17 protein-coding genes are annotated in these 19,294 nt (G+C 54.6%); 13 read left to right on the forward strand and 4 right to left on the reverse strand.

The genetic code is table 11. The features are described 5' to 3' along the window. The 3 genes from M0R70_06435 to M0R70_06445 all read left to right on the forward strand — a co-directional run bounded on the left by M0R70_06435 (position 1) and on the right by M0R70_06445 (position 3,994). Complete coding sequence (locus M0R70_06435; protein MCK9418996.1) at positions 1 to 1,995, forward strand: heterodisulfide reductase-related iron-sulfur binding cluster; 1,995 nt, start codon at positions 1 to 3, stop codon at positions 1,993 to 1,995. Positions 1,996 to 2,149: 154 nt separating this feature from the next. Continuing rightward, a complete protein-coding gene (locus M0R70_06440; GenBank protein MCK9418997.1) occupies positions 2,150 to 2,926 on the forward strand; it encodes an electron transfer flavoprotein subunit beta/FixA family protein in 777 nt (258 codons plus the stop codon). A 150-nt stretch (positions 2,927 to 3,076) separates the two neighbouring features. Continuing rightward, a complete protein-coding gene (locus M0R70_06445; GenBank protein MCK9418998.1) occupies positions 3,077 to 3,994 on the forward strand; it encodes an electron transfer flavoprotein subunit alpha/FixB family protein in 918 nt (305 codons plus the stop codon). A gap of 214 nt (positions 3,995 to 4,208) precedes the next feature. Here the strand turns inward: M0R70_06445 and M0R70_06450 are convergent, their stop codons facing one another. Beyond that, on the reverse strand, positions 4,209 to 5,912 hold the full coding sequence (locus M0R70_06450; GenBank protein ID MCK9418999.1) for a long-chain fatty acid--CoA ligase: 1,704 nt from the start codon (positions 5,910 to 5,912) through the stop codon (positions 4,209 to 4,211). Positions 5,913 to 6,147: 235 nt separating this feature from the next. Between M0R70_06450 and M0R70_06455 the strand changes: the two genes are divergently transcribed. The 6 genes from M0R70_06455 (at position 6,148) to M0R70_06480 (ending at position 14,376) form a co-directional block, all read left to right on the forward strand. Continuing rightward, complete coding sequence (locus tag M0R70_06455; protein ID MCK9419000.1) at positions 6,148 to 7,365, forward strand: NAD(P)/FAD-dependent oxidoreductase; 1,218 nt, start codon at positions 6,148 to 6,150, stop codon at positions 7,363 to 7,365. 160 nt (positions 7,366 to 7,525) lie between these two features. After that, positions 7,526 to 8,236 carry a hypothetical protein gene (locus tag M0R70_06460; GenBank protein MCK9419001.1) on the forward strand — a complete coding sequence of 237 codons (711 nt, stop codon included), beginning with the start codon at positions 7,526 to 7,528 and terminating at the stop codon, positions 8,234 to 8,236. Positions 8,237 to 8,313: 77 nt separating this feature from the next. After that, on the forward strand, positions 8,314 to 9,459 hold the full coding sequence (dnaJ, locus tag M0R70_06465; GenBank protein ID MCK9419002.1) for a molecular chaperone DnaJ: 1,146 nt from the start codon (positions 8,314 to 8,316) through the stop codon (positions 9,457 to 9,459). A 221-nt stretch (positions 9,460 to 9,680) separates the two neighbouring features. Beyond that, a complete protein-coding gene (locus tag M0R70_06470) occupies positions 9,681 to 10,067 on the forward strand; it encodes a helix-turn-helix transcriptional regulator (protein MCK9419003.1) in 387 nt (128 codons plus the stop codon). Between the two features lie 183 nt (positions 10,068 to 10,250). Beyond that, a complete protein-coding gene (clpB, locus tag M0R70_06475; protein ID MCK9419004.1) occupies positions 10,251 to 12,851 on the forward strand; it encodes an ATP-dependent chaperone ClpB in 2,601 nt (866 codons plus the stop codon). Between the two features lie 400 nt (positions 12,852 to 13,251). After that, the gene (locus M0R70_06480; GenBank protein MCK9419005.1) at positions 13,252 to 14,376 is read left to right on the forward strand and encodes a sensor domain-containing diguanylate cyclase; all 1,125 of its coding nucleotides are present in this window, start codon (positions 13,252 to 13,254) and stop codon (positions 14,374 to 14,376) included. Positions 14,377 to 14,386: 10 nt separating this feature from the next. Here M0R70_06480 and M0R70_06485 read toward each other — a convergent pair whose 3' ends face one another. Then, a complete protein-coding gene (locus M0R70_06485; GenBank protein MCK9419006.1) occupies positions 14,387 to 14,560 on the reverse strand; it encodes a hypothetical protein in 174 nt (57 codons plus the stop codon). Between the two features lie 254 nt (positions 14,561 to 14,814). On the opposite strand from M0R70_06485, the gene M0R70_06490 reads away from it, so the two are divergent. The 4 genes from M0R70_06490 to M0R70_06505 all read left to right on the forward strand — a co-directional run bounded on the left by M0R70_06490 (position 14,815) and on the right by M0R70_06505 (position 18,549). Then, complete coding sequence (locus tag M0R70_06490) at positions 14,815 to 15,747, forward strand: FAD-dependent oxidoreductase (protein MCK9419007.1); 933 nt, start codon at positions 14,815 to 14,817, stop codon at positions 15,745 to 15,747. Positions 15,748 to 15,862: 115 nt separating this feature from the next. Continuing rightward, positions 15,863 to 17,149, forward strand: coding sequence for a molybdopterin molybdotransferase MoeA (locus M0R70_06495; protein ID MCK9419008.1), 1,287 nt, complete (start codon positions 15,863 to 15,865; stop codon positions 17,147 to 17,149). A 45-nt stretch (positions 17,150 to 17,194) separates the two neighbouring features. Further along, a complete protein-coding gene (locus M0R70_06500; GenBank protein MCK9419009.1) occupies positions 17,195 to 17,482 on the forward strand; it encodes an AbrB/MazE/SpoVT family DNA-binding domain-containing protein in 288 nt (95 codons plus the stop codon). A gap of 239 nt (positions 17,483 to 17,721) precedes the next feature. Then, positions 17,722 to 18,549, forward strand: coding sequence for a restriction endonuclease (locus M0R70_06505; protein ID MCK9419010.1), 828 nt, complete (start codon positions 17,722 to 17,724; stop codon positions 18,547 to 18,549). On the opposite strand, the gene M0R70_06510 is transcribed toward M0R70_06505, so the two are convergent. Then, on the reverse strand, positions 18,512 to 19,039 hold the full coding sequence (locus tag M0R70_06510) for a hypothetical protein (protein MCK9419011.1): 528 nt from the start codon (positions 19,037 to 19,039) through the stop codon (positions 18,512 to 18,514). The two genes, M0R70_06505 and M0R70_06510, sit on opposite strands and share 38 nt — an antisense overlap. Then, entirely contained in the window at positions 19,021 to 19,278 is a 258-nt protein-coding gene (locus M0R70_06515) for a helix-turn-helix domain-containing protein (GenBank protein ID MCK9419012.1), read from the reverse strand. Before M0R70_06515 ends, M0R70_06510 begins: the two co-directional genes overlap by 19 nt. Positions 19,279 to 19,294 lie beyond the last annotated feature (16 nt).

Below are 19,294 nucleotides of genomic sequence, written 5' to 3' on the forward strand. Positions count from 1 at the left end.
ATGGAAGCTACGCGGGAAATATACTGGAACGTCGGGCACGGGGTAATAGTGCCGATGTACTTTTTCGCCTTTTTCGCCATCGCAGCGCTTCTGTACGGATTTTACCGGCGCTTCGCCACCTATAAACAGGGAAAGGCTCTGAACAGGTTTGACCGGCCGGTGGAGCGGATATTCCTGCTGCTGAAAAACCTGTTTGCCCAGGTGCAGGTGCTTCGCGTGCTCGGCCCCGGCTCTCTGCATGCCCTCTTTTTCTGGGGCTTCGGCACCCTCTTCATCGGCACACTTCTTGTCATGGCCCAGGTTGATTTCACCCAACCGGTCTTTGGGTGGATCTTTCTCAAAGGGACGTTCTACAAGTTATTCTCCCTGGCTCTCGATCTGGCCGGCCTTGTCGCGCTGGTCATGCTCGGAGCGCTTCTCGTGCGCCGCTTTTTCGTAAAGCCGGAAGGATTGGAGACCATCCGAGACGACTATGTGGTGCACGCACTGCTGTTTGCAATCCTGTTGACCGGCTTTGTCGTCGAAGGGCTGCGGATCGCTGATACCGAACTCGTGACCAATCCCGGCCTGGCGCTCTTCTCTCCCGTCGGCATGCTCTTCGGGAAGCTCTTCTTCCTCGGTATGACGCCCGAGGCATTGTCCCGTACCCATAAGACACTCTGGTGGGCACACTTTTTTCTGAGCATGGGCTTCATCGTCATCATTCCCTTCACCAAGCTGCGCCACATCTTTACCACCTCCACGAATTATTTGTTCACCGACCTTTCGCCCAAGGGCAGTATCGACACCATTAACCTGGAGGACGAAAACGCCAAACAGTTCGGAGCGGCAAAAGTCTCAGACCTCACGTGGAAGGACATTTTCGATGCCGACGCCTGCACAAGCTGCAAGCGCTGCCAGGACCGCTGCCCGGCCTATGCAACAAGCAAACCCCTGTCTCCGATGAAGGTCGTGAAACAGATCGGCGAAGTAGCATTCACCAAACCCCAGGCAGGCCTGGTCGAAACGATCGGCGAGGACGTTCTCTGGGCATGCACCACCTGCTACGCCTGCCAGGACATCTGCCCGGCAGCGATCGAGCACGTGAACAAGATCCTCGAGATGCGCAGGAACCTCTCTCTTATGGAGGGAGTCTTCCCCGGTGACGAGGTGCGGACCGCAATTAACGATATCGAAGTGAACGGCAACCCCTTTGGTCTCGCCTATGCGGCACGGGGGGAATGGGCTGATGGGCTCGACGTGAAGATTATGGAGCGGGACAGAAATGTGGACATCCTCTACTTCGTCGGTTGTTATGCTTCTTTTGACAAGAGGAACCGGGACATTGCCCGAAGCTTCATCAGGATCTGCAACGCGGCGGGCATCCGTGTCGGCATCCTCGGCAAAGAAGAAAAATGCTGCGGCGAGCCGCCAAGGAAGCTCGGGAACGAATATCTCTACCAGATGATGGCCGCCCAGAACATCGAGCGGATCAAGGCCTACGGTGTCAAGAAGATCGTCACCACCTGCCCCCACTGTTTCAACACCCTGGGGAGAGATTACAAGGACCTTGGACTGAATATCGATATTGAGCACTACAGCACCTTTATCAACGGGCTGATCAAGAACAACAGGCTCAACATAAAACCATCAGTCTTTGATTTTACCTATCACGACTCCTGCTACCTGGGACGCTACAAGGATATCACCACCCAGCCGCGCGCGGTGCTCAAGGCGGCCGGGGGCAGGATCACGGAGATGGAAAAGTCCGGGTACGCGAGCTTCTGCTGCGGCGGCGGCGGAGGCAGGATCCTGGCCGAGGAGAAGCTCGGGACGAGGATCAACGCAGCGCGGGTAACCATGGCCGAGGCAACCGGGGCCCCGCTCCTGGTCTCCAATTGTCCATTCTGTCTCACGATGTTCGAGGACGGGATAAAGACCAACAACTGCGAGGAACAACTGAAGGCGGTTGATCTGGCTGAGATTATTGCGGCAAGGATAATTACGAAGGAGTAATAATCGTAAATACTTAGGTCAAAATATTATCCGCAGATTGCGCAGATTTCACAGATTGAATCTTTTAACAAAGATCTATGACGGTCTTTATTTTGAATCTGCGTAATCTGCGGACAAAGCTCAGTTTTTCGTGGTTCCGAATTAGGAGGATGTGATGAAGATACTGGTCTGCATCAAGCAGGTGCCCGACATGGCATCCCGGTTCAAGGTCAACGGGGAAGGGGTCTGGTATGACGAGACCGATCTGGCCTTCAGGATGAACGAGTATGATGAATTCGCCGTTGAGCAGGCAGTGCAGTTCAAGGAGCAGCAGGGCAACACGCCGGACATTACCGTCCTTTCCATCGGCCCTGACCGGGTCGTCGAGGTGATCAAGAAAGCACTGGCCATGGGGTGCGATCACGGGGTGCACATTCAGGACAAAGACTCTTATCGGAAAGATCCCTGGCAGATAGCCTCGGTCATCGCAGAATTCAGCCGCGACAAGAACTTCGACCTGATCTTCATGGGGATGCAGTCCCAGGACCGGGGCTCGGCACAGGTCGGGCCCATTACAGCCGAACTCCTGAACATCCCCTGCGTTACCACCGTGGTCGGCTTTGCCTTTGCAGACGGGGTCATTATTGCAAAGCGGGAACTTGAAGGGGGAGTGAAGGCGGTGGTGAAGCTCAAATCGCCGGCGCTGGTCACCTGTCAACTGGGGCTCAATACGCCCCGCTATCCGACCCTTCCGAATATCATGAAGGCCAAAAAGAAGGAGCTCCTCGCCTTCCCCATCGCCGACCTGCTTAAGGAGAAGGAACTGACCGCCACCGCCAGCGCGTATCCTCCGGCGAAGAAGGGGAGCGGCGTTGTTCTGGAAGGGGATGTGAATGAAATGGTCGGCAAGCTTGTCGGCATTCTGAAAGAGAAGACGAAGGTTGTAAAATAAAAAACTTTTCACCACGAAGGCACCAAGACACTAAGAAGGTCTGAGGACCAATGGGTAAATGAAACCTTGAAGCTGCGCAGGTATTTCTTCGTGCCTTCGTGTCTTCGTGGTAAATTTTGGTTCCGGTTTCTCCGGATCAGGAGGATCATCATGAAAGCACTGCTCATTTGTGAATACCGGGAAGGGAAGCTCCTCGATTCCAGCTATGAACTGGCGGCCTTTGCCGACAAACTGGGCGCTGACAAGGCAATGGTCCTGATCGGGAAAGAAGCGGAAGTCCCCAGGGTCAACGTCAAGGTTTACCTTGCCGATGTTGCCCGATACGGCGAATACAACCCGGACCTGCATAAGAAGATCATACTCGAAGCAGTCAAGAGGGAAAACCCCGACACTATCGTTTTCCTCCATTCCTCCTATGGTTGGGACCTGGCCCCGCGGGTGGCCGCGGCCCTCAAGGTCGGTCAGGTTTCCGAGATCACGGGCATCAACGAAGGAAAATTCGAGGTCGGTCTCTGCAATGCAAAGCTGCGACGGATCGTTACTCCACAGACGGGGAAGATGGTCCTCACCATTCAGGCCGGCGCCTTCAACGTTGCCGGGGAACCCCAGGGGAAGGCGCAGATCGAAAAGATCGACTTGACCGATGCTGTTTCTCCACTGGAGTTCGTCGGCTATGAACCTGCACAGAAAAAGGAAGTGGATCTGGCCCGGGCAGAGGTGATCGTCAGCGCCGGGAGAGGGGTCGGCAAAAAAGAGAACGTGGCGATCATCGTCGCGCTGGCCAAGGCCCTCGGGGGAGAGCTGGGGGCGAGCAGACCGGTGGTCGATGCGGGATGGGTCGAGCACAGCCGTCAGGTCGGAACCACCGGCCAGATCGTGGCGCCGAAGCTTTACGTGGCGTGCGGCATTTCCGGCGCTATTCAGCATGTGGCGGGGATGAAAAAATCGGAATTCGTGGTGGCCATCAACAAGGACAAGGACGCTCCCATCGGCGAGGTGGCGGACGTTCTGGTGGTGGCCGATGTGATGCAGTTTGTTCCCGCGTTAACGGCAAAGCTTCAAAAATGATAGAGACATAAACAATACTATTTCACCGCAGAGGCGCTGAGGACATAACCGGGCATGACGGACGAGGGACGATAGACGAGGGACGAAGGAAGTAGGAGTAGGACGTAACGTCTTATGCGTCTGTCGTCCTAGTGAGCAAAGTCACGCCGTGGCGTGATCGTCTATCGTCCATCGTGAAGTTCGTGCGAACGGTCGTCCATCCTCCTTCGGGTTTCTACTGCTTCGCTTCTGTTTTCTTCAGCTCTTCATCCCGGAGGATCCTCCGCAGTACTTTGCCCACGAGCGTCTTCGGGAGCTGGCTCCGGAACTCGACTTCCTTCGGTACTTTGAATTTTGAGAGCTGTTCCCTGCAAAACTGAATGATCTCCTCCGCCGTGGCAGTCTCACCGTCCTTGAGCACAATGTATGCCTTGATCTTCTCGCCAAGGAACTTCTCGTGAGGAATGCCCACAACGACGGCGTCCTTTACCTTGGGGTGGGTGAACAGAACCTCCTCAACCTCCCGGGGGTAGACATTCTCGCCCACGGTCTTGATCATGTCCTTGATGCGGTCCACGATGAAAAAGTAACCTTCCTCGTCCATCTTGGCGATGTCGCCGGTGTGGAGCCATCCCCCGCGGAGTGTCTGCGCTGTTTCTTCGGGATTGTTCCAATAGCCTTTCATCACCTGCGGGCCTTTGACCACGAGCTCCCCGGTTTCGCCAATGGGCATTTCCTTTTCTCCGGTCTTGATGTCCACTATTTTTGCATCCATGTCCGGGAACGGCAACCCGATGCTTCCCATCTTCCGTCTGCCGAAAACAGGATTGCAGTGGGTGACGGGGGAGGCCTCGGACAGGCCGTAGCCTTCTACGATCCGGGCCTTGGTCAGCTGTTCGAACCGTTCCTGCACCTCGTGCATGAGCGGGCCGGCGCCGCTGATCGCGGCCTTGATCGAGGTGAGGTCGTACTTATGGATCTTCGGGTAGTTGCCGATCGCCAGGTACATGGCCTGGATGCCCGGGAAGATCGTGGGACGATATTTATTGATAACTTCGAGCACCTCTTTGGTATGGAACTTGGGGAGGAGGATCAGTTCGGCGCCGAGCAGCACTCCGAGGTTCATTGCCGTGGTCATGCCGTACACATGGAAAAAGGGAATGACGGCCAGTAGCCTCTCCTCTCCCTCCTTCCCGCGTGTGAGCCAGACCTTGTTATGCACGGTATTGGCAACGAGATTTCGATGCGTAAGGACCGCGCCCTTGGGCGTACCTGTCGTGCCCCCGGTATACTGCAGAATGGCAGTGTCGTCGGGAGAAACAGCGATGTTCACCGGTGTTGCCTGTGCCTTGCCGAGCAGGGACAAAAAGTCGTAGATCGGCGGCACCCGCTTTACGGGCACCCACTGCTTTTCGATCTTCGCCTTGATCGGATAGAGCAGGTTCAGCGGGAAGGGCAGATAGTCTTTGATGCCGCAGAGGATCAGATGTTTGACGCTTGTCTTGGAAAGGACAGGGGAGATAATGGGATAAAACATATCGACGGCCACGAGCGTTTCCGCGCCGCTGTTCTTGAGCTGTACTTCGAGCTCGTGCTCATGGTAGAGGGGATTGGTGGCAACGGCAATGGCGCCCATCCTGAGCGTCCCGTAATAGGCAATGACCATCTGCGGGATGTTCGGGAGCATGAGCGCCACCCGATCGCCTTTTTTTACGCCAAGCCCGATGAGCGCATGGGTGAACTTGTTCACGAGCGCATCAAGCAGGCCATAGGATATCTTTGCCCCGAAGAAGAGGAGCGCGGTATGGTCCGGATACTTCGACACGGTGCGGGACAGGATCTCTCCCAGGGTGATATTGGGATACTCCAGGTGTGCGGGAATTCCTTCTTCATAGAAACGGATCCAGGGATGTGCGGAATATGAAGGTACGGTTTCCATCGGCTGCCTCCTTAGTCGTGCTGGTGTCAAGATCCGTGAACAGTGTTCGCGGAGAACGGATATTTTAAAACGTCCTGGAACAACTATAGCAAAAGGAGGATGTACTTGCCAAGAATTTTTCATATAAATTCACTTCATAACTTCTTGTCTTTGAGGAAAATTGATGATATCCTGAATTGCACATGGTCGGGGCACGTGTCTGTGGTTGCCCCTGCGGTCTCGATAGGACACTGGAATGGCTGATGTCCCCGCTGAAAAAACGGTAAATGTCGGTAATCCCATGCCCGTGAAAAAAAACGTCATCATCATCGGCGCCGGAGCCTCGGGTCTCTTGTGCGCTATCGAATGCGGCAAGCGCGACCGGTCCGTGCTGGTGATCGACCATGCTGAAAAAACAGGCTCCAAGATACGCATCTCCGGCGGCGGACGCTGTAATTTCACGAACCTGAACGTCACCCCTGACCACTATCTTTCCCGCAATTCCCACTTTTGCAGATCGGCACTTGCGCGCTTTACGCCCCGCGATGTCCTCTCTTTTATCGAGAAATACCACATTACCTATTTCGAAAAAGAGGCGGGCCAGATGTTCTGCGTCAAGAGCTCCCGGGAGATCATCGCCGCGCTCGAACAGGAGTGTGCCCGGGCGGGCGTGGAGATACGGCTCAAGTGCCGCGTATCAGATATCAGCCATGCAGGAGTGTTCACGGTCACCACGAACGAGGGGGTATTCTCATCGGACTCGCTAATCATTGCCACTGGCGGGCTCTCCTATTCCAAGCTGGGAGCGAGCGGTTTTGGACATGAGGTGGCGAGGAAGTTCAAACTCAAGGTCACGCAGGTCCGGCCGGCGCTCGTTCCCTTCGTGTTCCCGGGCAGCGACCAAAAGGTCTTCAAGGGACTGGCAGGCATTGCCTTTGCCGCCGCTGTCTCCGTCGGCAAAAAAAGTTTTCGCGGGAACATTCTCTTCACCCACCGCGGGCTGAGCGGACCTGCCGCGCTCCAGGCATCGCTTTTCTGGGAGCCCGGTGATCCGTTGCAGATCGATCTCCTCCCTGCATTGGATATCCAGAAAACCTTTCTGTCCGCGCGGCAGAGCAGGTTGGAGATGCATACCCTGCTCGCAGGACATCTCCCCAGGCGGTTCGTCCAGACCTGGTGCGATCACCTGATCACATCAAAACCGATCAATCAATATTCTGATAAAGAGCTGAAAGAGATAGCGGAAGGTCTTCATGCCTGGAAGATCATCCCCAAAGGGACCGAAGGGTATGATGTTGCCGAGGTGACCGCGGGCGGGGTGAATACGGACGAACTGTCCTCAAAGACCATGGAGGCGAAGAAGTCGCCCGGCCTCTATTTCATCGGCGAAGTGGTTGATGTGACCGGATTGCTGGGAGGCTACAATCTCCACTGGGCCTGGGCCTCCGGATACGCCGCGGGGCAGTTCGCGTAAACGTATGATTATATAAAATAGGGACAAAAAAAGAAACCACAGAGGGCACGGAGGAATGCCCGGGGAATTCCCATGCACGTTGAGTTTATTTGTCAAGAAGACGCTCTGTGTGCTCTGTGGTAAATCTTAACAATGTCACAAGATCGATTTGATCAATCGTATGACCCAATTAGAAATAAAAAGGACCATTCAGCAAGCGCTCGAGCAGAACGACCTTGATGCGGTTGTGTCCCTCGTGCAGCAGCACAGGAGGGCGTTGAGTCAGCTTGTCAGAATTGCCTATGATAAGGACACGCTCGCGGGATGGCGGGCGATCAAGGCGATCGGTCGCGTTGCAAAGGCGCTGGTAAAGACGGATGATGAATTTCTGAGAGTGACCATACGAAAACTGTTGTGGTCCCTGTCAGACGAGTCGGGCGGCATCGGATGGGCCGCGCCCGAGATCCTTGGCGAGATCGTGAGCGCAGACCCGGGGAAATTCAGCGATATCATTCCGCTTATCGCCGAGGTGTACGAAATAGAAGAAAAAGTGTTCAGGCCCGGCGTTATATATGCCCTGATGAGGATAGCGGAGACTTCACCTGAACTGGTCATGAATTATCAGAAAATAATAATCAGTTCACTTACGGATGGAGATCCAATGATAAGGATATATATACTTGATTTGATAAGGTTATTGTGGCCGATAGCTTGTAAAAAAAATATATGGAGCAAGGAGTATCAAGATAAAATAGAAAATGCCATAATTAACCTGAAAAATGATGGTAAAGTGGTATGGATATATAAAAATAGCGCATTTATTGACATTGAGGTGGGTGATGCAGTCAAAAATGTGATGAATGAATTAAAAATATACGAAATGAATAGATAGATATTTTTTTTGTCTAATACTTGACAATGAATGACTCATATTTTATAATATAGTTGCCATTAAATTATGAGGTGAATATGGGAGCTGCTACGAAAAGAGATTATTACGATATCCTGGGCGTTAAGAAGGGCGCATCTGATGCCGAGTTAAAGAAGGCATTCAGAAAGCTGGCTAGGAAGTACCATCCTGATGTAAATCCCAATGACAAGACCGCGGAACAGAAATTCAAGGAGATGAATGAAGCGTACGAAATCCTTTCCGATACGAAGAAAAAACAGCAGTACGATCAGTTCGGGCACGCGGCGTTTGATCAGGGTTTTGGTCAGCAGGGGCCCGGTCCGGGTCATGGTTTTGAGGGATTCACGCAGGGCGCGGACTACTTCAGGGGCGGCGGAGGCGGCGGCGGGTTTGAGGACATCTTTGGAAATATCTTCGGCAACCGGGCAAGGCCCCGGGGACCGGGTAAGGGAGAAGACACAACCTATTCCGTTGAAGTTGACCTTGAAGATGCGATCTTCGGACGCACCATGCAGGTCGATCTGCAGCGCGAAGCGGCCTGTTCAACGTGCAATGGATCGGGTTCTCAACCCGGGACATCCCGCAGAACCTGTCCGACCTGCATGGGAGCGGGGAGCATTGCCCAGGGGAAAGGATTTATGCAGATGGCCCAGCCTTGCTCGACCTGCCGCGGAGAGGGGACGATCAATCCCAGTCCCTGCCGGGCCTGCGGGGGCCATGGTGTTGTCCAAAAATCAGAACGCATCAATGTAAAGATACCTGCCGGCGTTGACAATGGGTCCAAGGTGCGCGTTGCGGGCATGGGCGGGCCCGGCGAGCGCGGAGGGCCTTCTGGAGATGTGTATATCATCACCAAGGTCAGGCCCCACGGGTATTTTGAGCGCAAGGGCGATAATCTGTATTCCGAAGCGAATGTCACGGTGAAAGAGGCGGTCTTCGGCGACAAGATCGAGATCCCGACCGTGGACGGCATGGTCTGGCTCACGTTGCCGCCGGGAGTGCAGACCGGGCAGCAGCTCAAACTGAAAGGCAAGGGCGTGCCGCACTTCGGCGGAGGGGGCGTGGGAGACCATTATGTGACGATCAAGATTGTCACGCCGACCGCGCTTTCAGAACGCGGGAAGGAACTTCTGCGCGAGGTTGACAAAATGCATCCGTCCGAACCGCGTAAGGACATAACGTTCAGGGGATTCAGAAAAAGATGAAGGATGAGGGACGATGGACGACGGATGAGAGACGAGTGACGATAGACGAGGGACGTAGGAAGTTAGACGTAGGATGTAGGATGTAAAGTTTTTTTACGTCCGTCGTCCTAGAGAGCGAAGCGAACGGTCGTCCATCATCCATCGTGCAGTTCGTGCGAACGGTCGTCCATCATCCATCGTGCAGTTCAAGATCGTCCGTCGTAATTTGCAGTGAGGTAAATATGGCTGCTCGTGAAGACAGATTGTTTATGATCAGCGTGGTCTCGGAAATGCTGGGAATCCACCAGCAGACGCTCCGGATCTATGAACGTGAGGGGTTCATCAAACCCAGGCGGAGTGAAGGAAACACGAGGCTCTATTCCGAGGAGGACGTGGAGAAGCTTGAGATGATCCTGAGGCTCACGCGCGAGCTTGGGGTGAACCTTGCCGGGGTTGAAGTGATCCTTTCGATGCGCGAGAAGATGGAGCAGATGCAGCGCGAAATGGAAAATACGATCCTGCATCTCCACGATGAACTTGAACGCGAGATACGGCGCAGGGAAGAGATGAAAAATGCCCTGGTGCCGGTGGGGAGAAGAATAAAGATCACGAAGGACGAGGGACGATAGACGAAGGACGAGGGACGACGGACGAGGAAGGTAGGACGAGGGATGAGGGACGACGGACGAAGGACGTAGGAAATAAAGTCTTATGCGTCCGTCGTCCTAGTGAACGAAGTGAACGGTCGTCTCTCGTCCATCGTGCAGTTCATGCGAACGATCGTCCATCGTGATTCACAAACGGAGGCAACCATGGCGCGTTTTGACAAATTTACATTAAAATCCCAGGAAGCGGTGCAGGCGGCGCAGGAACTGGCCGGAAAGCTCCGTCATCAGCAGATCGAGAGCGAGCACCTGCTGCTCGCCCTGATTGACCAGCCTGAAGGTGTGGTGGTGCCCATCTTGAAGAAGCTGGGCGCGGACCCCGGCAGGATCAAGGTCGATATTGATGAGGCGCTCAACAAACTGCCGAAGGTGGAGGGACTGGCGCAGACCTATCTTTCACCGCGGCTCAACAAGCTGTTCGAGCGGGCCGAGCTGGAGGCGGAGCGGCTCAAGGACGAGTATATCAGCACCGAGCACCTCCTGATCGCTGCTGTGGACGGTAACGGCGCGGCGCGTGAGATCCTTTCCCGCCATGGCGTTTCAAAGGACAAAATATTCACGGTCCTTGTCGATATCCGCGGTTCCCAGCGGGTAACGGACCAGAACCCCGAAGATAAATATCAGGCCCTTGCCAAATACGGCAGGGACCTTACCGACATGGCGCGGCGCGGCAAGCTCGATCCCGTGATCGGCAGGGATGAAGAGATACGTCGTGTGGTGCAGGTGCTGTCCCGGCGCACCAAGAACAACCCCGTGCTGATCGGCGAGCCCGGCGTGGGCAAGACCGCCATTGCCGAAGGGCTCGCGCAGCGCGTGGTGAGCGGCGACGTACCTGAGGGGCTCAAGAACAAACGGGTGATCGCCCTTGATATGGGAGCGCTGATCGCCGGCGCGAAGTACCGCGGTGAGTTCGAGGACCGGCTGAAGGCCGTGCTGAAGGAAGTGACCGAGGCGAGCGGCGAGGTGATCCTGTTCATCGACGAACTTCACACCGTGGTCGGGGCCGGCGCGGCTGAAGGCGCCATGGATGCGTCGAACATGCTCAAACCCGCGCTTGCGCGCGGCGAGCTCAGGTGCGTGGGCGCCACCACCTTGAACGAATACCGCAAATATATCGAGAAGGACCCGGCTCTCGAACGCAGGTTTCAGCCCGTGGTGGTTCGCGAGCCGTCGGTGGAGGACACCATCTCCATCCTGCGCGGTCTCAAGGAGCGGTACGAGGTGCATCACGGGGTCAAGATCAAGGATTCGGCGCTCGTGAACGCTGCGGTCCTTTCCCACCGGTACATAGCGGACCGTTTTTTGCCGGACAAGGCAATTGATCTGATCGATGAAGCCGCGTCGCGGCTCCGCATGGAGATCGACAGCATGCCCACGGAGCTCGATGAGGTGGAACGCAGGATCAGGCAGCTCGAGATCGAACGTGAGGCGGTGAAGAAGGAACAGGATCCCGCGTCGCGCGAGCGGCTTGCGAAGATCGAAAAGGAGATTGCCGAGCTTTCGGAGAAACGGAGCGGCCAGCGGGCGCAGTGGCAGTCGGAAAAGGCCGGGATCCAGAAGATACGGACCATCAAGGAACAGATCGAGCAGGCCAGGATCGATGCGGACAAGGCCGAGCGCGAGGGCAACCTTGGCCGCGCTGCCGAACTGCGCTACGGCACGTTCCTGGAGCTCCAGAAACAGCTCGAAACTGAATCAGGGAAACTGGCCGCCGTTCAGGAGCATCAAAAGATCCTGAAGGAAGAGGTTGACGACGAGGACGTGGCGGAGATCGTGTCCAAGTGGACCGGGGTTCCGGTGACCAGAATGCTCGAGGGCGAAATGCAGAAGCTTCTGCACATGGAAGACCGGCTGCGCATGCGCGTTGTGGGGCAGGACGAGGCGATCGTTCTCGTTTCAGACGCGGTGCGCAGGGCGCGGGCAGGCATCCAGGACCCGAACCGGCCGATCGGAAGCTTCATTTTCATGGGCCCCACGGGCGTGGGAAAGACCGAGCTTGCGCGGGCGCTTGCCGAGTTCCTTTTCGACGACGAGCAGGCTATGATCCGCATCGATATGTCCGAGTATCAGGAGCGCCACACCGTATCGCGTCTCATTGGTGCGCCTCCGGGATACGTGGGATATGACGAGGGCGGACAATTGACCGAGGCGGTGCGCAGGAGGCCGTACTCGGTGATCCTGTTCGACGAGATCGAGAAGGCCCATCCGGAGGTGTTCAACGTGCTGTTGCAGCTGCTCGACGACGGCAGGCTCACGGATGGGCACGGCCGGACCGTTGATTTTAAGAATACCGTGGTGATCATGACGTCGAACATCGGAAGTCAGTATATCCAGGAATTGCAGAACGACGAGGAGGAGATGCGGCGCCGGGTGATGGATGCCATGCGTCAGCACTTCAGGCCCGAGTTCCTGAATCGCGTGGACGATACGGTCATCTTCCACTCCCTGGACGCGGAGGTGCTGAAAAAGATCGTTACGATCCAGGTCGGGCTGGTGCAGAAACGGCTGGCGGACAAAAAGATCGAGATCGAGCTTACCGACGGCGCGAAGGAACTGCTTGCCGAAGAAGGGTTCGACCTGGTCTACGGGGCGCGGCCGCTCAAGCGGGTGATCCAGCGGGACGTGCTGAACCCGCTCGCGTCGAAAATCCTCTCCGGCGACGTAAAGGAGGGCTCCCGGATAATTGTCGACAAGAGCGGCCGGAGGCTGGTGTTCAGAGCGGAAGCGCATACGGTCGGGGTGAAGTGATCGATCCGGATCGCCGGGCGCAGGCAAAACTTAACCACACCCTGCTCTTGCGAAAACGCGGGTGCAGGCAGAGAACACAGAGAAAATCTATTAGATATATGGACCTCTGTGAACTCTGTGGTTGGAACGTCTCCAAAAGAGGTTCAATAAAAAAACAAACGGCGCTGGTAATAAAGAGGCGCTGAGGGAGAGAAATGTCACAGAGGCACTTTCTCCATATATTCAATCCCTTCTTCGTGAGCTATGTGGTAAATCTTGACATGATGTCCGTATGCGCCGGGAGCAATAAAATTAATTCTGGTTAGATAACGCATAATGTGGTATATTCTTCACTAAGATAGACCACTAAGATATACTAATCCCTTTCCTTTGCAGGTGGGCAATGCTGAAACGGAAAATTGTGAAAGAAAAAAAGAGTAAGCGGAGCGCACCCGACCGCGACTATAAGACACTTTTTTACCAAAAGCTCACCGATACCCACCTGTTCTATGATGTCGGCAAGATCATCGCCTCAGAACTGGAACCTTCCGAGCTTATCCAAAAGATCATGTCATCCATCGGCAAGGCGGTCAGCTTTCAGGATGCCTCCGTCTATATGGTAAAGAAGGACATGTCCGGTTTGGAGCCGATCTTTTTTCAGCCACCCGCATCGCAGGCCAGAACAATGGAATCCCTTTCTTTTGACCATGGCGCTCCAGGCGAGATCGCGGCAAGCGGTGAGCCGATCTTTTTAGACGACACCGCGTTGTTCGGAAGTTTCCTTCATTACCCGGACGAAAAAAAGGAACTCGGGAGCTATATCGGCATACCGCTCAAGAATGAGAACCGCATCGTCGGAGTCATGGGTTTCAGCCACAACAAACTATCCGCCTTCAAGGTCGAGGAATTCGACCTCCTGCGGACGCTTTCCCACCTGATATCCGCCGGACTGGAGAAGGCGGCGCTCTTTAAGAAAACGCTTGAGCTCGCGCGGGTGGATGAACTGACCGGCCTGCTCAATTACCGCGTGCTCATCGAGAAGCTCGAAGAAGAGGTCCGCAGAAAGGTGCGCACCGGCAGGGAGTTCTGCTTCATCATGATCGACATCGATGATTTCAAGCGCATCAACGACCGCTATGGCCATCTTGAAGGCAGCAGGTTAATAGCGCAGATAGGGCCGCTGTTGAACGCGGCGTGCAGGACCGGGAGCACAGACACCTGCTTCCGCTACGGGGGGGAGGAATTCTCGATATTGCTCGCGGAGACCAGCGTCGAGGAAGCCCTGCCGGTCGCCGAGCGGGTGCGAAAGACCATTGAGGAATACCCCTTTTCGGTGAAAGTTTCCCACCCCTTTGAAAAGGTGACGGTAAGTCTCGGCCTGGCGAACATGGGGCATGAAATCGAAAAGAGCTATTCCGAGTTGATCCAGGAGGCCGACATTGCGCTCTATCGCTCAAAAGCGATGGGCAAGAACCTGGTGACCTGCTTCTCCAGTTCCCTGACCATGCCCGGGGTAAAATTAGACGAGGAACACGGTATCCATTAGGAATTGGTCCTTAAAAACACCCGAGCTGGCAGGATGCGATCTTGATCTTCATCTCATTGCAGAGCACGCCGATCTCCTGTAACGAAGTGTTCAGTTCCTTTGCAAGTTCATGAGCTTTCTCGCAACTCAGTCGGTTGCTTACCGATGCCAGGCGAACAGCTTCGATCATTTTTTCCCGCGTCACGTTGTGCCTCCTCATATCTTCGCTCTATCATACCCGAAGCCCTGCGTATCATGCAAGCGCCATTTGGATTAACCTGTTTCCGGTGTTGACTTGTCTCCGTTGCTCGGATAAAATGGAGCATTCACGCCGTTTACGGGGAAGACGCTTGTGCCTATCGGGGGCACGCACCCTTCGCAGGATCCAGTCACTATTGGCAATCGCGGGAATACGCGCTTTTCCAGCGGCGGTCAACCACATCTAAGGAGGAATTATCTATGGCGCAGTTCTACGACGTAATCATTATCGGCTCGGGCCCCGCCGGCCTCACTGCCGCGCTCTATCTCGGACGGGCAGGCCAGAAGAGTGTCGTGCTCGAAAAGGATTTTGTAGGCGGCTATACCGCCAAGATCGCCCATATCGAGAACTATCCGGGATATGAGACCGTCAACGGCATGGACCTTACCCAGATCATGGCCAAACAGGCGGAGAAGTTCGGCGCAACCATCATTTATCCCGTGGAAGTAGTGGACATGGAACTGAAGGGAGAGGTAAAGCTCGTGCGCACCCGCGAAGAGGCGTACGAAGCGCACGCGGTGATCATCGCCATCGGTGTTGCCCGGAAAAAGCTCGAGGTCCCGGGCGCCAAGGAGTTCCTCGGCAAAGGGGTGTCCTACTGCGCGACCTGCGACGGCAACTTCTTCAAGGGCAGGAAGGTGGCCGTGGTCGGATCGGACAGCGAGGCCGCTGAAGAAGCGCTCCACCTCGCGGACCTTGCGGAGAAAGTGACCATGGTCCCGCATAAGGAGCTCGACATCGTCTCCGCGGTCATGAACCGGCTCAAATCCAAGCCGAACGTGGAGATCCTTCCCGTGGCGAAGATCCATGCGGTTGTCGGCGATGAACTGGTCACCGGCCTCAAGATCAGCCGTGACGGTGTTGAGGCCGTGCTTCCCCTCGAAGGGGTCTTTATCGCCATGGGCTCCACGCCCATCTCGCAGCTTATCCTGAAGGCAGGAGGGCTGACCGATGACCGTGGCTGCCTGATCGTGGACAAGAACCAGCGTATGAACCTCGATGGCGTGTTCGCCGCCGGCGATTGTACGTGCGGCGGGATGCAGATCATAGCAGCGGCGGGCGAAGGTTCGGTCGCCGGAATGCGCGCCGCATCGTACGTGCGGAAGATCAAGGCCAAGGCGGAAGGGAAATAGTAATGCAAAGTGCAAAATGCAGAGTGCAAATTTCGACATGTGCTGTTCCGCCATTTTGCATTTTTCACTTTGACTTTTGCACTTTGAAATTCTCGCCACCGGCGAGGTTGTTAAAATGACGCTCAAGGACATGCTCGGCCGTTCCGGTGTGATTTCCCGGGAAGACGCGCTCAAAACGCTCGAAGAGCATTTCACTGTTCCTCACCCACAGTCGGAAATAATTCATATCAGCCATTCCCTCGGCAGAGTACTGGCCGAGGAAATCCGCTCTCCCGAAAATCTCCCCGAATTCGATCGCTCCACCATGGATGGGTATGCCGTCAGGAGCGCCGACACGTTCGGCGCCGCTGAATCGCGTCCGGCTTTACTCACCGTGGTCGGAGATATCCTCATGGGTACCATGCCGGAACGCGGCATTGGCAAGGGCGAAGTCATGAAGATCGCCACCGGCGGCGCGCTGCCGCTGGGCGCGGACGCGGTGGTGATGTTCGAGCAGACCCAGCCCGTGGATGAGAAGAGCATTGAGGTCGTGAAAGCGGTAGCTCCCCAGGAGAACGTAAGCCGGGTCGGCGACGACATGCGTAAAGGCGAGACTGTTCTGGGCAGGGGGCACGTGATCAGACCGCAGGATATGGGCGCGCTTGCCAGCATGGGTTTCGTACAGGTTCCCGTTTTCGAAAAGCCGAGGATCGCGATTATCTCGACGGGAAACGAGCTTGTTCCCGCTGACACCGTGCCCGGACCGGGACGGATACGAGACAGCAATTCCTACAATCTTGAAGGCCTGATCGCATCGGCCGGCGGTATGGCGGTCAGGAAAGGCATCCTGCCCGATGACTATGATCGTCTGCGTGAAGCGCTTAAAGAGGCCATGCTGGACTGTCATATCATCCTCTTCACGGGCGGAAGCTCGGTCGGCACCGCAGATTACACGGCCAGAGTCATCAACGACCTTGGACCGCCAGGGGTGCTTGTTCACGGCGTCTCCATCAAACCGGGAAAACCGATCATTCTCGGAGTGGTGAAAGAAAAGAGGACGGGTGTTGCCATCCCTGTTTTCGGGCTGCCGGGGCACCAGGCCGCGGTCTCGATCTGTTTCGATGTGTTCGTGAAACCGGTTTTGACGCGGTTCACCGGCGCTGTCCCCGATCCAACGCTCGAGGGTATTCCTCCCTATCGCACCGTGAAGGCAAAACTTGCCCGGAGCATCCCGTCCGCCCCCGGCCGCGAAGACCATGTGCGCGTGACGCTCGAAAAGAAGGATGGTCAGCTCTGGGCTCGGCCCATCTTCGGTGCGTCAGGGCTTATCAGCACGCTCGTCAAAGCTGTGGGCACGGTGGTGGTGCCGCTCAACATGATCGGCATCGAGGTGGGGGAGGAAGTGGAAGTGAGGTTGTTTTGAGTTCAACTCAATACATTTTTACGTTTCTGATTTAAGGAGCAACGCATGTTTGCAACAAAACCGTATACAGCAGAGATCAAGGCCCAGGGCAAACTGACCATCCCCAAGAAATTACGCCGGATGACGCATCTTGAGGAAGGCCAGACTGTTTCACTGGTGCCCGTGGGAGACGTGGTCATAATTATGCCTCGAAAGATCGAACTGGACGAAGCGAGAAGACGCATCGCAAGGATTCTGAAGGAAAAGGGGCTCTCGGTAGAGAACATACTTGCTGGTCTGGTCCGGGAACGGGAGGCCTTGCACAACGAGCGGTATGGTAAAAAACCCCGTTAGGATATTACTCGACTCCAACGTAAGACTCTAAAAAGCGTATCAGGTCATTTCCGACGAAGTTCTTGTAGTGAAATCTTTGTCGATATTAACCCGGACGAAGACCATGTTCTACCCTTCTCATCTCATCAATGTGTCTTGTGACTCGCTTGAATCCTCTTGCCATTTCCTCATCGTTATTGTATTCTTGCCTTGGTTAAGAAGAGGCATCAATACTGATAGAATTAGCAAGGAGATCGATCATGGCGGTTCCTGATTTCCAGTCGTTCTTCAAGACCTTGCTGGACATTGCCGCGGACGGCAAAGAGCATTCCATGAAGGAGGCGAGGGAGATCATTGCCAGGCGAATGAATATTGCCGAGGCTGACCTTCGTGAGTTGCTTCCGAGCGGGATGCAAACAAAATTCGACAACCGCATTGCCTGGGCAAAGAGCTATTTCGTCCAGGCAAATGTTTTTGAATCTCCTCGCAGAGGCTGGTTTCGCATTACCGAAAGAGGCAAGGAGTTGCACAAAAAAGGCCATGACCGCATCGATGTAAAGATCCTTAATCAATTTCCTGAATTTGTCGAGTTCCATACCTCAAAGACCGATCAAGTTTCGGATAATACCCATACCGATTCTTCACCTATAGAAACTCCTGAAGAGATTCTTCAAAAAGCATATTTAAATATCCGGGCCGACCTGGCATCCGAGATACTGGAGCTCATCAAGGGCAACTCTCCCCAGTTCTTCGAGCGGCTGGTTGTCGATGCGATGGTTGCGCTTGGTTACGGCGGTTCGCGTGCGGACGCGGGTAAGTCCATCGGTCAAAGCGGCGATGAAGGAATTGATGGAATTATCAAGGAAGATCGTCTGGGGCTGGATGTGATCTACCTGCAGGCCAAGAGCTTGGAAGGCACCGTGGGTCGGCCTGAGATTCAGAAATTCGTCGGCGCGCTTCATGGGAAAAGAGCAAAGAAGGGCGTCTTAATCACAACGGGTAGGTTTTCCGACGATGCCGCGAAGTATGTCGAGAGCATCGATCCCAAGATTATAACAGAATGCTCCAAGTTGGATAGATGCCTTTAGCTCGACCGAATAGCTCGTTCAGGCTGAGTTCGACGTAGTGCTTCGTTAAAGTGTTGACCAATGCAAATTTGAACTGCAGCTTGAGGCTTTGGGCGACAAGTACCTCAGCAGCGGTAAGACTAAAAAAATATCCTCTAAAGTTAAGGCCCATTTTCTCTTTGTTTGTCGATTTAATTTCGAAAAGCTGGATTTTGTTAATTTTTGCTTCAACTTCTGCTAAATCATCGAGATTGACAGGAGCAAGTAGCTTAACAATGTCAAAAGCACGACCATAAACGATCATATCTTTTTTAACAAAAGCGACAACAATATTTTTTTTCTGCTTAGGTGTAGGGAGAGCAAAGCCTTCTTGTTTTTCTACAAGAATTTGCGCTGCACGGCGAGCAGTAGCGTTACCCGTTGTTGTTTTCTCTACGATTAGAGCCGTCGTTGGAGTAATCAATTTGGCAGTTTGAATACTTGACTTCTTTTTTATCGGTTTGCCGGCCATTTGACCCTCTTCGAGATTTTAGATAACAGCTGATTTATTGAAGTTTCGAGCGCTTGGCAAATCTGCAAGGTTTCTATAACGTCTAGCCGTCGTTCACCGGTCTCATACTTGCTGACGAAGCTTTGGGGAACAGAAAGTTTACGGGCCAATTGCTCTTGGGTCAGATGCTTCTCTTCTCGCAAGTCTTTAAGTATCCGACGTAATTCAAGATAGGCAATGTCGTAAGTGGAGTTTTTCATTCGGCCTCTTTATACC

The organism is Nitrospirota bacterium (genome assembly GCA_023229435.1).
GTDB lineage: Bacteria > Nitrospirota > UBA9217 > UBA9217 > UBA9217 > JALNZF01.

Bases quoted from the DNA above. Each gene is read 5' to 3' on its own strand.
- M0R70_06435 (MCK9418996.1), top strand. From the start codon at position 1: ATGGAAGCTACGCGGGAAATATACTGGAACGTCGGGCACGGGGTAATA.
- M0R70_06440 (MCK9418997.1), top strand. From the start codon at position 2,150: ATGAAGATACTGGTCTGCATCAAGCAGGTGCCCGACATGGCATCCCGG.
- M0R70_06445 (MCK9418998.1), top strand. From the start codon at position 3,077: ATGAAAGCACTGCTCATTTGTGAATACCGGGAAGGGAAGCTCCTCGAT.
- M0R70_06450 (MCK9418999.1), bottom strand. From the start codon at position 5,912: ATGGAAACCGTACCTTCATATTCCGCACATCCCTGGATCCGTTTCTAT.
- M0R70_06455 (MCK9419000.1), top strand. From the start codon at position 6,148: ATGGCTGATGTCCCCGCTGAAAAAACGGTAAATGTCGGTAATCCCATG.
- M0R70_06460 (MCK9419001.1), top strand. From the start codon at position 7,526: ATGACCCAATTAGAAATAAAAAGGACCATTCAGCAAGCGCTCGAGCAG.
- dnaJ (MCK9419002.1), top strand. From the start codon at position 8,314: ATGGGAGCTGCTACGAAAAGAGATTATTACGATATCCTGGGCGTTAAG.
- M0R70_06470 (MCK9419003.1), top strand. From the start codon at position 9,681: ATGGCTGCTCGTGAAGACAGATTGTTTATGATCAGCGTGGTCTCGGAA.
- clpB (MCK9419004.1), top strand. From the start codon at position 10,251: ATGGCGCGTTTTGACAAATTTACATTAAAATCCCAGGAAGCGGTGCAG.
- M0R70_06490 (MCK9419007.1), top strand. From the start codon at position 14,815: ATGGCGCAGTTCTACGACGTAATCATTATCGGCTCGGGCCCCGCCGGC.
- M0R70_06495 (MCK9419008.1), top strand. From the start codon at position 15,863: ATGACGCTCAAGGACATGCTCGGCCGTTCCGGTGTGATTTCCCGGGAA.
- M0R70_06500 (MCK9419009.1), top strand. From the start codon at position 17,195: ATGTTTGCAACAAAACCGTATACAGCAGAGATCAAGGCCCAGGGCAAA.
- M0R70_06505 (MCK9419010.1), top strand. From the start codon at position 17,722: ATGGCGGTTCCTGATTTCCAGTCGTTCTTCAAGACCTTGCTGGACATT.
- M0R70_06510 (MCK9419011.1), bottom strand. From the start codon at position 19,039: ATGGCCGGCAAACCGATAAAAAAGAAGTCAAGTATTCAAACTGCCAAA.
- M0R70_06515 (MCK9419012.1), bottom strand. From the start codon at position 19,278: ATGAAAAACTCCACTTACGACATTGCCTATCTTGAATTACGTCGGATA.